The sequence below is a fragment of the Rhizorhabdus histidinilytica genome (assembly GCF_900167915.1).
Classification (GTDB): domain Bacteria; phylum Pseudomonadota; class Alphaproteobacteria; order Sphingomonadales; family Sphingomonadaceae; genus Rhizorhabdus; species Rhizorhabdus histidinilytica.
This window is the reverse complement of record NZ_FUYM01000004.1, coordinates 512,220-524,561: the sequence shown is the minus strand read 5'-3', so window position 1 is coordinate 524,561 and position 12,342 is coordinate 512,220. Positions and strand designations below refer to the sequence as shown.

General features: G+C 68.1%; 13 protein-coding genes. 3 read left to right on the top strand and 10 right to left on the bottom strand.

Features of this window, described 5'->3' with window-relative positions; translation table 11 throughout:
* Positions 1-7: 7 nt before the first annotated feature.
* Together B5X82_RS11845 and B5X82_RS11840 are read left to right on the top strand one after the other, a co-directional pair.
* Entirely contained in the window at positions 8-541 is a 534-nt protein-coding gene (locus B5X82_RS11845; protein ID WP_079648359.1) for a helix-turn-helix transcriptional regulator, read from the top strand.
* Positions 538-1,230 carry a VIT1/CCC1 transporter family protein gene (locus B5X82_RS11840; RefSeq protein ID WP_079648358.1) on the top strand — a complete coding sequence of 231 codons (693 nt, stop codon included), beginning with the start codon at positions 538-540 and terminating at the stop codon, positions 1,228-1,230. The genes B5X82_RS11845 and B5X82_RS11840 overlap by 4 nt, the downstream gene beginning before the upstream one ends.
* A 75-nt stretch (positions 1,231-1,305) precedes the next feature.
* On the opposite strand, the gene B5X82_RS11835 is transcribed toward B5X82_RS11840, so the two are convergent.
* From B5X82_RS11835 to B5X82_RS11795, 9 genes are read right to left on the bottom strand one after another with little or no spacing between them, the layout of a single operon-like run.
* Positions 1,306-2,052, bottom strand: a complete 747-nt coding sequence (locus B5X82_RS11835) for an SDR family NAD(P)-dependent oxidoreductase (protein ID WP_079648357.1) — start codon at positions 2,050-2,052, stop codon at positions 1,306-1,308.
* 13 nt (positions 2,053-2,065) lie between these two features.
* Positions 2,066-2,965 carry an alpha/beta fold hydrolase gene (locus B5X82_RS11830; RefSeq protein ID WP_079648356.1) on the bottom strand — a complete coding sequence of 300 codons (900 nt, stop codon included), beginning with the start codon at positions 2,963-2,965 and terminating at the stop codon, positions 2,066-2,068.
* A gap of 19 nt (positions 2,966-2,984) precedes the next feature.
* A complete protein-coding gene (locus tag B5X82_RS11825) occupies positions 2,985-3,941 on the bottom strand; it encodes a 3-carboxyethylcatechol 2,3-dioxygenase (protein ID WP_079648355.1) in 957 nt (318 codons plus the stop codon).
* Entirely contained in the window at positions 3,941-5,383 is a 1,443-nt protein-coding gene (locus B5X82_RS11820) for an amidase (protein WP_079648354.1), read from the bottom strand. Before B5X82_RS11820 ends, B5X82_RS11825 begins: the two co-directional genes overlap by 1 nt.
* A complete protein-coding gene (locus B5X82_RS11815; RefSeq protein WP_079648353.1) occupies positions 5,380-5,910 on the bottom strand; it encodes a cupin domain-containing protein in 531 nt (176 codons plus the stop codon). Before B5X82_RS11815 ends, B5X82_RS11820 begins: the two co-directional genes overlap by 4 nt.
* 28 nt (positions 5,911-5,938) lie before the next feature.
* Entirely contained in the window at positions 5,939-7,042 is a 1,104-nt protein-coding gene (locus B5X82_RS11810; protein ID WP_235862670.1) for an alcohol dehydrogenase catalytic domain-containing protein, read from the bottom strand.
* Positions 7,043-7,055: 13 nt separating this feature from the next.
* Positions 7,056-8,390, bottom strand: coding sequence for a M20 family metallopeptidase (locus tag B5X82_RS11805; RefSeq protein ID WP_079648352.1), 1,335 nt, complete (start codon positions 8,388-8,390; stop codon positions 7,056-7,058).
* On the bottom strand, positions 8,387-9,469 hold the full coding sequence (locus B5X82_RS11800; protein WP_079648351.1) for an FAD-binding oxidoreductase: 1,083 nt from the start codon (positions 9,467-9,469) through the stop codon (positions 8,387-8,389). Before B5X82_RS11800 ends, B5X82_RS11805 begins: the two co-directional genes overlap by 4 nt.
* A gap of 5 nt (positions 9,470-9,474) precedes the next feature.
* Positions 9,475-10,818, bottom strand: coding sequence for a Rieske 2Fe-2S domain-containing protein (locus B5X82_RS11795; RefSeq protein ID WP_079648399.1), 1,344 nt, complete (start codon positions 10,816-10,818; stop codon positions 9,475-9,477).
* Positions 10,819-10,969: 151 nt separating this feature from the next.
* On the opposite strand from B5X82_RS11795, the gene B5X82_RS11790 reads away from it, so the two are divergent.
* On the top strand, positions 10,970-11,578 hold the full coding sequence (locus tag B5X82_RS11790; protein WP_235862669.1) for a winged helix DNA-binding protein: 609 nt from the start codon (positions 10,970-10,972) through the stop codon (positions 11,576-11,578).
* A 63-nt stretch (positions 11,579-11,641) separates the two neighbouring features.
* Here the strand turns inward: B5X82_RS11790 and B5X82_RS11785 are convergent, their stop codons facing one another.
* Entirely contained in the window at positions 11,642-12,319 is a 678-nt protein-coding gene (locus B5X82_RS11785; protein ID WP_079648349.1) for an SRPBCC family protein, read from the bottom strand.
* Positions 12,320-12,342: the final 23 nt, after the last annotated feature.

Sequence of the window (12,342 nt, the reverse complement as noted above, 5' to 3'; positions counted from 1 at the left end):
CAAGGTCATGCGGGAAAGACGAAGAGCACTCGAACGCCGGGCGGCCGCGGTCACTCTTTTGGTGCTGCTTCAGTCGTTGGCGACGATTTTCTTCGTGGCCGATGTGGCGAGAGACATCAGCGTCGATGGCTGGAGCACCCATCTGCTGGTTGAAACCGCCGCAACGATCGCGCTTGTCACCGGGGTGGTCTTCGGTGCTGTCCAGCTGCGCTGGCTGATCGTCCGGACACGGCTCGACGAGACCGCCATCGCAACCGCGCGGGGCGCGATGTCGGATCTCGTCCGCCAGCGCTTCCTCGACTGGCAGCTGACCGCGGCGGAGGCGGATGTCGCGCTCTTCGCGCTCAAGGGTTTCGACGCAACGGAAATCGCGGCCCTCCGTGGCGCGGCATCGGGGACGATCCGTGCCCAGCTCACGCGCATTTACGCCAAGACAGGCGTCCACTCGCAGGTGGGCTTGATGGCGTTGATGGTGGAGGACCTCATCGAGCTTGATGCGATCAGGAACGTCGGCAGCAAACAATCAGGAGACGGGAAGTGAGAAGTCACCGCGAAAGCCATCTCGTGTCCCGGATCGGCTGGCTACGTGCCGCCGTTCTCGGCGCCAACGACGGCATTGTCTCGACGTCCAGCCTGATCATGGGCGTGGCGGCTTCGGGCGCGCCTCGGTCAGCAGTCCTGATTTCCGGAGTCGCGGGCCTCGTGGCAGGGGCGATGTCGATGGCCGCCGGCGAATATGTCTCGGTGAGTTCACAGTCCGACACCGAGCGATCCGACCTGGAACGCGAGCGGCTCGAGCTTGCGACCAGTCCCGAAGCCGAACTCGAAGAGCTTGCCGGCATCTACCGGGCGCGCGGTGTCGAACCCGAACTTGCCCTGACCGTCGCGAAGCAAATGAGCGCGTTCGATGCTCTTGAAAGCCACGCGCGAGACGAGCTGCACATCACGGACATGACCGTTGCGCGGCCGATCGTTGCGGCATTCACCTCAGCGGGGACCTTCACGGCCGGTGCGTTGCTCCCCCTCGCTACGGCGGCGTTGCTCCCGCAACCATCGCTGGTGGCGGGAGAGGCTATCGCGTCGCTGCTCTTCCTGGCGCTGCTGGGATGGGCAGGGGCATCTGCCGGCGGCGCCCGTCGATTGAAGCCGGTCATGCGGGTCGTCTTCTGGGGCGCGCTCGCCATGGCGATCACGGCGTGCATCGGGCGGCTGGTCGGCACCAGCGTCTAGCCGTCGGGCCAGCAATTCGCTTCGCCGAGCATCATGTCGAAGTGACGCTTCATCCTCGCCGGTTGTCGGGATTCCTCAACCCGCCGCCATGCCGCCGTCGACCGAGAGCACCGCCCCCGTCACATAGCTGGCACGCGGAGACATCAGCCACAGGACGGCTTCGGCGACTTCTGCGGGCTGGCCGATACGGCCCATCGCGACGAGATCGTCCATCGCATGGGCGCTGCCGCCGGTCACGCGCAGGAAATTGGGAGTCTCGGTGCCGCCGGGGCAGATCGCGTTGATCCGCACGCCGCTCTTCGCGCATTCGAGCGCGACCGAGCGGGTGAGGCCGACCACGGCGAATTTGCTCGCCACATAATGCGCGATGCCCGGCATGCCCTTGAGGCCGAAGACCGAGGCGTTGTTGACGACCGCGCCGCCGCCGTTGCGGATCATATGCTCGACCTGATATTTCACGCCCCAGTAGACGGCCTTGAAATTGAGATCGATGACCCACTCGGCCTCTTCCTCGGGGGTCTGCTCGATCGGCTTGAAGTCGGCATGACCGCCAGCGTTGTTGAAGGCGAGATCGAGCCTGCCGAACGCCGCCGCCGCATGATCGACGACGGCTCGCATCCCCGACCGGACGGAGATGTCGGCGGGAAGAACCAGCGCCTCTCCTCCGAAGCCGGCGATCTCCTCGCGCACCGCTTCCAGAGGCTCGCGGCGCCGGCCCACGAGCAGCAGCCTTGCCCCCTCGCACGCCATCGCCAACGCTGCGGCCCGCCCCATGCCGCTGCCGGCCCCTGTGACGAGCCCGCTCTTGCCGGCCAGTTCCATCGCGACCTCGGCCTCAGGCGACCAGGCCGAGCGGGTCGGCCTCGCCGCGCAGGAAGGCGATGTGCAGCCTGTTGAAGACGTCGGCGTCCTCATATTGCGGCCAATGGCCGCAGTGGTTCATCACCACATAGCGCGCGTCCGGGATCATCTCGGCGATCTGCCGGCCCTCCTCCGGGGTCGCGGTCGGATCGTGCGAGGTCCAGATCACCATCGAGGGCGCCTTGATCGATCGATACTGATCTTCGGTGATCATGTTCGGCCGGCGGATCTCCATCTCCTGAAGGCACATGATCCGCGCCATGGTCTCCGCGAACCCCGGCTGGGCGTAGATCGCCCGCCGTGTCTCGACGAGGTCGTCGGTCACCATCGTCTTGTCGAACATCAGGAATTCGAGCCGGGCCCGGATACGGTCCCAACTCGGGTCGGCCGCAGCCTCGTTGGACAGGCGCTTCAGCCGCGCCATCACCTCGGGATGGGCGGTCCATCCGCCCGAGGTGTTGAGCACCAGCCGCTCGACCGCTTCGGGATGGTGGACCGCCAGATAGGTCGCCACCCATCCGCCCAGCGATTCCCCGCTGAGATGGGCCCTGTCGCGGCCGAGGGCGCGCATCACGTCGAGGACATGGCGCGCATAGTCGGCGACCTGGTAGTCGATCGCCGGCTTGTCGGTCCAGCCATGGCCGAGCATGTCGATCGCGACCACCCAGAAATGCTCGCCATGGGAGCCCAGGTTGCGCGAATAGGCCTCGGCATGACCACCGACGCCGTGCAGCAGCAGTAGCAGCGGCTTGTCGGTCGAACCCGACGACAGATAGCGCGTCCGGATACCGTTCGCGTCGATATAGCCCTGCGAGAAGCTAACCCCGGTCAGGTCCGCCCAGACGCTGGCGAAACCGCGCTCTCGTTCCGTCATTCTCTTCCTCCTGTGCTTTTCACGCTTCGGCGGGACCGGTTCCGGTCGTGCCGAACAGCATCGCCATTCCGGCCATCCAGCCATCGATCGGCTGGTAGAAGATCACCTCGCGGCGCGAGGGCCCGGCCACGGCATGGGCGGCCGCAGCCGCGATCCAGGCCAGCGTCTCGTTGGCTGCCCGACCGGCAACCCGCGCGACCTCCGCCGTGTCGAAGCGGTCGAAGGCCTCGACCCGCTCGCGGACCAGAAGGTCGAGGACATGGCGATCCCAGGCAGGATTGAGCGGCTTCGCGTCCCCTGTTCCCAGGGCCGCGGCCAGCCCAGCGGCGCGGACCCGCGCCTGGCGGGCGGCGCGGGCGTCGGCCGAGGGGTTGCGTCCGTCGATCAGTCGTGCGCGCAGGTCGGGATCGGCCCCCGCCAGCACCGGGATCGGCGGATCGTGCGAAAGGCCGCCGGATGCGGCGAACAGAACCCGCCGGCCGGTGGTCGCAGCGAAGCGGCCGACCGCCTCGCCGAGCAGGCGCGCGCGGCGATAGCTGGGCAGAGGCGGCGCGATCGCGTTGACGAAGATCGGCAGGATCGGCAGCTCGCCGAACGCGCCGAACATCTCCTCCCAGATCTGTGTCGTGCCGTGATCGACCATCATCCGATAGGACAGTGCGATGTCGACATCCTGCCCCTGGACGAAGGCGGCCAGCGCGTGGGCCTGTTCCTCGGGCACGGCGAGCGGCCCGGACGCAGTGCCCCAGTCCCCGATCGAGACGGCTGCCGCGGCCACGCAGAAGGAGGGCATCAAATCATAGAAGAAGCCGTTGAAATGATCGGGCGAGAACTGGATGATCAGTTCCGGATCGAAGCGGCGTACCGCTTCGGCCAGAGCAGAGAAGCCGTCACGCACCGCCGCGGCGATGAGGGGGGCGACATCGGCCTCGCGCATGAGCGGGGTGTGCGACGCGCAAAGCAGGGCCGAGTCCATCAATGCGTTCCCGCTTTGCTGTCGGGACTGCGGCGATGCCATTCGGTCGCCTGCTGGAAAGCCATGGCGGCAGACAGGAGAAGCGGCTCGCGACCCTGTCCTGCGACGAGCTGGAAGCCGATCGGCGCGCCGGCGTCGGTCGGCCGCCCCGGCAGGCTGATCGCGGGATGGCCGCTCAGGTTGAACGGGGCGGTGAAGCCGATCAGCCGCGCATTGGCATCGGGGTCGCTGGCCAGCGCACCGAGCCGATCGAGCGTCGGCGCGTCGAAGGGCTGGACCGGCGCAATCAGCAGGTCGACATCGGACAGCAGTGCGTCGAGCCGACCGCGCAGCTCCATGCGGCTGAGAAGCCCGCGCTGATAGTCTCCGGCGCTCGCGGCGCGGCCGATCTCGATGAGCCGGGTCAGCGCGGGTCCATAATGGCCGGCATGGCGCGGATAGAGGTCGGCATGGGCGACCGCCGTCTCCACGCCGGCGATCAGCTCCCAATGGGCGACCGCCTCCGCGATCTCCGGCAGGCGCAACGCTTCCAGCGAAGCGCCGAGCTGCCGGAAGGCCTGCTGCGCCTCGGCCAGGCAGCGGGCGGTCGCCGGCTCGCAGCCGGCCTCGTTCCACCGCGGATCGAAGCCGATACGGATGCCGCGCAAGGTGCCCGCCGCATCGTCGCGATAGGGTGCCGGCCGGCCGGGGCGGCTGGTCGGATCGGCCGGGTCATGGCCGCCGATCACCGCATAGAGCAGGGCCGCGTCGCGGGCGCTGCGGGCGATCGGCCCGACATGGTCGAGGCTGGCGGCAAGCTCGAACGCGCCGTGGCGGCTGACGGCGCCCCAGCCGGGTTTCAGCCCGGTCAGGCCGTTGGCCGCGCAGGGGAAGCGGATCGATCCGCCTGTGTCCGATCCGATCGCGCCATGGCACAGCCCGGCGGCGACTGCGACGCCGGCGCCGCTGGACGAGGCGCCTGGCCACAACGCCGGATCCCAGGGATTGAGCGGCGGCGCGACCTCGGGATGGTGGAGCGCGAAAGCGCCTTCGGTCATCTCTAGCTTGCCGATGATGACGGCCCCGGCCTGGCGCAGGCGAGCGACCACCGTCGCGTCCTCGAACGGACGATGGGGCACGGGCAGCCGCATGCCCGCGCGGGTGGGCATGTCGCGGGTCGAGAAGAGGTCCTTGACGCCGATCGGCACGCCGAGCAGCGGCCGCGTCTCGCCGCGATCCAGCGCGACGTCGGCCTCGCGCGCCTGGCGGCGGACGAGCTCCGGGTCGAGGAAGGCGAAGCTGTGGAGATGGCCGTCCTCCCCGGCGATCCGCGCCAGCATCCGCTCGGCGAGCTCGGCCGCCGACAGCGCGCGCCGGCGGAGCCGGGCGGCGAGGTCGCCGATCTCCAGACCGGCCGGATCGTTCCGGTCCGCCGCCGCCACGCCCGACTCCCCCAGGATCATCCCGCGGCTCCGATCAGCACGGCGGCCATCGTCGCCGGGCGATCGCTGCGGTTGCGCCAGGCATGGCGGGTGCCGTTCTGGATCACCACGTCGCCAGCCTTGAGATGGCGAAGCTCGCCATGGTCGAGCTCGAGCCACAGCTCGCCGTCGAGGATGATGTCATAGTCGACCGTGAGGGTGCGGTGCATGCCCGATCCGTCGGGATCGAAGCTTTCGGCCAGGCCGGGCAGGAAGCGCATCTGCTCCTCGCCAGCGGCCGCCCCGTCGAAGTCGGCCGCCATCATCACGCTGTCGGGCGGGAAGCGGACGATGATCAGGCACGAGCCGTGCGGATCGGGCACCATGCTGGTGACGGTCGCCACCGGGTCGGCCCCGTCGTGGGGGAGGGTCGGCACTGCGTCCGCCTTCCACGCCAGGGTCGTCCGGAAACCCGGCACATGGACGAAATCATGGGTATTGCCCACCGGACCGTCCGACAGCACCGTCGACCGCCCGTTCCGCTCGCCCGTTACGATACGCCTCACCATCGCATCCTCCTGCTGCTGCCGGCGCCCGTCAGGGCGTCACCACGACGTTGACGAAGCCGCCGCTGCGCTGCTCGGCGAGCGCCAGGGCGTCGCCGACCCGGTCGAGCCCGAACCGGCGATGCTCGAACGGCGACAGGTCGAGCGTGCCCGCCGCCGCCATCGCGGCCATGTCCTCGCCCTCGGCGACGCTGAACCACAGCGAGCCGACCAGGCTGATCTGCGCGCACATCAACTGGTGCATGTTCACCCCGATCGGGGCGCTCATGCCGCCGACGTCCACCAGCCTGCCGCCCCGCCGCAGCGCGCCGATCGCATCGAGCATCGCCTGGGCGGGCGCACCCGGCCCCAGCGTGTCGAGCGCCGCATCGACCCCAAGCCCACCCGTCTCGCGACGCGCCCAGACGTCGACCGGCTCGTCGCCGCTGGCGAGCACGGCGATCCGCGCCGGGTCGATCGCCCGGACGCGCTCGAGCAATTCCCGGTTGCGCGCGACGCCGAGGATGCGGGTCGCGCCCATCGCCCTAGCCAGCAGCACCGCGCCGAGGCCAAGCGTTCCGCTCGCGCCGTTGATCAGCACGGTGCGGCCCGCGCCGACGCCTGCCTTGCGCAGGCCCGAATAGGCGGTGCCGAGATAGCCGAAGCGCGCCGCCTGCTCGAAGCTCACCGCCTCGGGAAGCTTGACGAGGCCGTCGGCCGGCGCAGTCGCATATTGGGAGAAGCCCCCATAGGGATAGCGGCGGTAGATATCGCGCGAGGCCGGGCCGAAACCGAAATAGCCCTGGAAGGTATAGGCCGGGCAATTGATGGGATCGCCGCCGCGACACGAATGGCACGAGCCGCAGGAGCGCCCCGGATTGATGTAGACGCGGTCGCCGGGGGCGATACCGGTGACCAGCTCTCCGACCTCCTCGACCACGCCGGCCGCGTCGAGGCCGTAGATGGCGGGCAGCTCGGGAACGGTGAGATAGGCCCGTTCGCCATAGTTGCTCATCACGTTGCGCAGATTGGGAACGACGCCGGCGGCCTTGACCGCCACCACCACGTCGTTCGCGTGCGGCGTGGGCCTCTCGATCGTGTCGAGCGCGAAATCTCCGCCGGGCGCGTGGACGCGCGCGGCCTGCATCATGGCCATCAGCCTCTCCCTCTCATTGCTTGGTCAAGCCCAGTTCGGCCCGGGTCCGGGTAAGCGTATCGATCAGCGCGTAGGCGATCTTGCGGGCGCAGGGCATCAGGTCGGGGATGAAGGTAGCCCCCATTCCGCCCAGCCCTTCCGCCACCGGTTCGGGCGATCCTGCCGCCGGCCAGGGCCATCCGATACGTGCGGTCGGCACGCCGAAACGCCGCAGCGCCGCGCCGTCTGTCTGGCCGCCGAGCGGGTCCGGTTCGGGATGCGGCCGCCCCTCGACGGCCTCCCAGCCGCGCCGTGCCGACTGGATGATCCAGTTGTCGGGGTCGGTGGTGCCGCCCGGCACCGATCCGTACATCTCCCATTCCAGCTCGATATCGGGATGCCGCGCGCGGCAGTCCGCGACGAAGCGCGCGAACTGTGCCTTCACCTCGGCCGGGCTGGTGCGCGGGTTGATCCGCACGTCGAAGAATATCTCGGTGACCGCCGACGGGAAGGACGGCCGCTCGACCGAGCCCGAACGGATGCCGGCGATCCAGCCGTGCGGCTTGACCACGCCCGACATATTGCGGTCGGCATAGTCGATCAGCCATTGTTCGAGCTCGGGGATGATGCGCGCGGCGGGGAGGATCGAGCTGCGGAAGCCCGGGGTCCCGCGCGGCACGCCGGCATAGCCGTAGCTGCCCAGCACCCGCAGCTTGAACCAACCCATGCCGGGTTCCTCGTGATAGACGAAGTTCCACGGCTTCATGATGATCGCGAAGTCCGCCGCCGCGCCGCGGGCGAGCAGATGGTGCACGCCGCTGGACATGCCAGCATTGTCGCGCGCGGCGATGTTGACCGGCATGCCGCCATCGGCGAGGCCGACGAGCAGGTCGCCGACCAGCGGCACCTCGGCCTCGATCAGCGCGGTCGCGACCTCGACCAGGGTGGCGATCATGCCCTTCGGGTTGGACGCGCCGAGGCCATAGACCCAATCGCCCGAGGCCTGCGCCCGGGGCGCGAGATCGACGAAGCCGGGCGGCCCCACCCAGGGCTGGTCGTCCTCATTGCCTTCGAGATGGGTGTCGATCGGCGCGTAGAGCATCACCGCGGCGCCGCCGCCCGATCCCCGGCGCTCGGCCAGCACGTTGCCGCTGCGGTCGTTCATCGGCAGATAGCGCGCGTCCATGCCGATCGTGCGCAGCGTGGAGGCCATGAACTCGCTCGCCGCGCGGGTGGCGCCGGTCGGGCTGTGGATGTCGGTGAGGCCGAACAGCAGTCGTTGCAGCCGCGCCGGATCGAGCCGCGCGACGGTGGCGTCGAGCCAGCGCTGGCGCTCCTCCCCGAACGGCACCGGAATGGTGATGGTCATGCCGCTTCTCCGGACGCGGTGCTGGCCACGAACTGCTCGGCCAGGATGTTGGCCGGGCGGACCCCGAAGGCTTCGAGCCGCGCGCGGGCGGCCTCGACCATCGGCGGCGGGCCGCACAGATAGGCGATGGTGTCGGGATGGCCGACGTCGGCCTGCGAAAGCGCGGCCACCGGCGTGCCCAGCAGCAGATCGCCCTCCGCGTCGCGATCGACCGAGATGCGCGCCTGGAGGTTGGGCATCCAGGTGCGGCGCAGCGCGATCTCGTCCAGCCCGAACAGCGCCGCGGGATCGGTGCAGCCGAAGCTCAGCAGCGCGGGCGGCTTGCGCCCCGGCTGGGCGCGCAGTGCGTCGAGCATCGAGAGGATCGGCGCCAGCCCCGTGCCGCCGGCGACGAAGATATGCGGCGCCCGCACCTTGTCGCGCAGGAAGAAGGCCCCGAAGGCGCCCTCGATCTCGACGACGTCGTCGATCTGCGCGCTTTCGACCAGCCATTGCGACATGGCGCCGCCAGGCAGCAGGCGGATCAGGAATTCCAGCGCCGGCAGCGCCGCGGACGTGCTCGCGGGCGAATAGCTGCGGACGATGTCGGTGCCCGGGATGCGGAGCTGGAAGAACTGGCCCGGCTGGAAATCGACCCAATGGTCCGCCGCCAGTTCCAGCCGCAGCCGGACGACGTTGGACGCGACCCGCTCGACGCGGTCGACGAAGGCGCTGGCCTTGCGAGGCCGGCCGGCGCCGGCGGCGCTGTCATAGTCGAGGTCGAACACGCAGTCGGCGGCTGCCTCGGCCTGACAGAGCAGGCGCAGCCCCGCCTCATGCTCGCTCCGCAGCAGTGCCGAGCGGCCGCCCGCATGCTGGCGGGTCTCCCCTTGCACCAGGCGAGCGACGCAGCTCGAGCAGCTTCCCGAGCGACACTGGTGCAGCAGCGGGATATCGGCGGCGAGCGCGGCATCGAGGATCGGCCGCCCGGCATCGACATCCAGCGTCCGGCGCGCTCCGTCCGCGTAGCGGAACTCGATGTGACGCGTGTCGCATCCTGTGGCGGCGGCCGGCGGGCCTGCAGGCGCTGTAACGGCCATGCCGATCAGTCCTCGATCTTCTCGACCTTGTAGCCGGGCGGAACCCCCTCGGCCGCGCGGCGCATCCGGATGCTGGTCGTCGGGATCGCGCCCTCGACGCCGCGTCCGGGCTTGGCGATGCCGCGGTTCCACCGCGATGCGACCTTGCGCCAGGTGATCGGCGACACGTCGGTCGACACGAGCTGCTCGTCGTCCCAGCCGGTACCGTCGGCGTAGAAGTCGTGCATCGCCTCGCGGGCATAGACGTCGCAGTCGTTGAACCCGTTGAGCGCGAGCGGCTTGTAGAAGGTGCGATAGCGGTAATCGAACGCCTTGCGCTCCTCCTCGGTCGGGCAGATTCGCACCAGGATTTCCCAATATTCATGGGTGTCGCTGGTGATGGGGACGTACCATTCGTACTGGACGACGTGCTCCTCGGGCCAATTTTCGACCATCAGCACGCCTGGCAGCACCACCGAGGTGCGGTAGGTCCGGCTCTTGAGCCCCTCGACCTTCAGGCCCAGCCGCTCATTCTCGAGCACAGGCTCCCATTTGTCGGTGAAGAGCCACTGCATCAGGCCCTTGGGGCCGCCCTCGTCCTCGACCACCTCGATGCAATCCTCGGCGGTGGGGAGGATGCCCAGCGGCAGGGTCCAGTCGAGCGCATGGACGATCGCATTGTCCTTGTGAACGAGGATATGCGCATTGTCGAAACCGTTCTCGCAGGCGATCCGCCAATCGGCATAGCCGGTGCGGTGCATGCCCTTCACCACCGCGCCCTCGTCGAGCAGGCTCGGCGACGCCGGCCACAGGGGATGGGGGAAGCGCTCGCTGCTCTCCGGGAAGCGGAAGGGCAGGTCCTCCGCCAGCGGCGGCACGTCCTCGATCGGGAAATCGTCGTCGCGTACGAAAACGAAGATCATGCCGGCGACTTCCTCGACCGGATAGGCGGTGAGGCCGGTGGTGCCGATCAGTGGATCGCTGGGGTTGGCGACGATCGTCGAGAGCTTGCCGTCGGCCAGGTCGAAGGTGAAGCCATGATACCAGCAGGTGATGCTGTCCTTGGTGAAGCAGGTCGGCTTGGCCGACAGGCGGATGCCGCGATGGACGCACTGGTCCTTGAGCGCGAAGACCTTGCCTTCCGCCCGGCGCAGCACGATCGGCACGCCGCAGATCTGGACGCCTTCGACGGCATCCTCGGGCAGTTCCTCGCTGAACAGCGCGGGATACCAATGGTTGACGAAGCCCCAGGCCGCATCCTTGTACGGCTGATACTGGCTCTGCAGTCCCGTATCGTTGACGCGCGCCGCCGTCCCGCCTGCCTCGCCCGATCGCCGTCGCCGCACGACCGTACCGTCGAAATCGCTCATTTCCCAAATCCCTGACTGATGGCGCTCGCGCCGGACCGCAAGGCGATCCTTCGCCGTGACGAGGATGAGCATCATCGAATCACAACGATTAGTCAATAGATTTTCGATTGAAAATCGATTATCTTTCACATGGATTTAAAGCTGGATTGTCATGCAGCCGCCCAGAGGCTATTCAGGGACGACGGCATCGACCGGGGAATCTGCCGCGCAACCCATGCTGGACGGTGAAATGGAACCCAAATATTATCGCGGTTGGCACCTGGCCAAGAACGACTTCGAATATAAAACGACGGAATTCGAATGGTCTCTCATTCGGTTTTATGAGGCTTTTACTCGGTTCGTTTATACGACCGGCATGATCACCATTGGTGGTGACATAAAATTCGCCGAGCATATCATCCTGCATGTCATCCGTATGCAGGACAGGCCCAAGAACAGCGCGACGATCGCCCGACTGATCAACCGCGACGACATTCCCAATATCCAGTACAGCTTGCGCAAGCTGGAATCGATCGGCCTGGTGGAGAAGGTGCGCGACGGCAAGGGCAACCAGTTCAATTACACGGTGACCGAGCTGGGCGAGAAGGTCACCGACGAATATCACGACATCAAGGCGCACATCCTGATCGAGCGGCTCCAGGAGATCCAGAAAGCTCCCGAGAAACTCGAATCGATGGCCCGCTTCCTGTCGATCCTGACCGGCGTCTACGAAGAGGCGGCGCGCGACAGCGCCACCATCACCCCGAACTCGGACGCCTGATCGAAGGCCAGCTCCGCAGACGAAGCCCAAGGGCGGTGAACCAGCGCCGCCCGGGCGACGTCGTCAGCGCCAGAAGATCAGATAGGCCAAGGTCGCGACCGATACCGCGAAATGAACCACCGGCAACGCTCGTGACAGCACCGGTCCCCAGGCGAGCCCGACCAGGTCGAGGGCCTCATTGTCGTCCGTCGCCGTGAAATCCGCGTCGGCGCCCGCCGGGGCGGCCCGCGCGGGGTGCGCCGCGCCGCCCATACCGGCAATGGGCATGCCGGCGGTGGGCGCGCGTGGCGGAGCGGCTGGCGCCTGAAGCAGCCGCTCGAGCCGCGCGACGAATTCCTTCATCAGCTTACCCGCGATCTCGTCGATCATGCCGGTGCCGAACTGGGCCGCCTTGCCGCTCAGCGAATATTCGCTGTCGATCGAGATCATCGAGCCGGCACCGTCGGCCGCCGCCCGCATGGTGACGAGCGCCTTGGCACCGCCGCCGCCGCGCACTTCCTTGCCGATCCCCTCGACCTTGACGATCCGCGCCGCATCGTCGCGTTCGAGGAAGCGCAGATCGCCGCGATAGGCCATCTCGATCGGACCGATCTTGACCTTCATCCGGCCGACATAATCGTCTCCGTCGACGCTCTCGATCGCCGCCCCGGGCATGCAAGGGGCGACCCGCCGCAGATCGAGCAGGATGGGCCAGGCCTGTTCGACGGGAACGGGTAGCCGGAAGCTGTACTGGAACCGCATGCTGTTCTCCTCAATCCTGTCTG

Bases quoted from the DNA above. Each gene is read 5' to 3' on its own strand.
- B5X82_RS11845 (WP_079648359.1), top strand. From the start codon at position 8: ATGCGGGAAAGACGAAGAGCACTCGAACGCCGGGCGGCCGCGGTCACT.
- B5X82_RS11835 (WP_079648357.1), bottom strand. From the start codon at position 2,052: ATGGAACTGGCCGGCAAGAGCGGGCTCGTCACAGGGGCCGGCAGCGGC.
- B5X82_RS11830 (WP_079648356.1), bottom strand. From the start codon at position 2,965: ATGACGGAACGAGAGCGCGGTTTCGCCAGCGTCTGGGCGGACCTGACC.
- B5X82_RS11825 (WP_079648355.1), bottom strand. From the start codon at position 3,941: ATGGACTCGGCCCTGCTTTGCGCGTCGCACACCCCGCTCATGCGCGAG.
- B5X82_RS11820 (WP_079648354.1), bottom strand. From the start codon at position 5,383: ATGATCCTGGGGGAGTCGGGCGTGGCGGCGGCGGACCGGAACGATCCG.
- B5X82_RS11815 (WP_079648353.1), bottom strand. From the start codon at position 5,910: ATGGTGAGGCGTATCGTAACGGGCGAGCGGAACGGGCGGTCGACGGTG.
- B5X82_RS11810 (WP_235862670.1), bottom strand. From the start codon at position 7,042: ATGGCCATGATGCAGGCCGCGCGCGTCCACGCGCCCGGCGGAGATTTC.
- B5X82_RS11805 (WP_079648352.1), bottom strand. From the start codon at position 8,390: ATGACCATCACCATTCCGGTGCCGTTCGGGGAGGAGCGCCAGCGCTGG.
- B5X82_RS11800 (WP_079648351.1), bottom strand. From the start codon at position 9,469: ATGGCCGTTACAGCGCCTGCAGGCCCGCCGGCCGCCGCCACAGGATGC.
- B5X82_RS11795 (WP_079648399.1), bottom strand. From the start codon at position 10,818: ATGAGCGATTTCGACGGTACGGTCGTGCGGCGACGGCGATCGGGCGAG.
- B5X82_RS11790 (WP_235862669.1), top strand. From the start codon at position 10,970: ATGCAGCCGCCCAGAGGCTATTCAGGGACGACGGCATCGACCGGGGAA.
- B5X82_RS11785 (WP_079648349.1), bottom strand. From the start codon at position 12,319: ATGCGGTTCCAGTACAGCTTCCGGCTACCCGTTCCCGTCGAACAGGCC.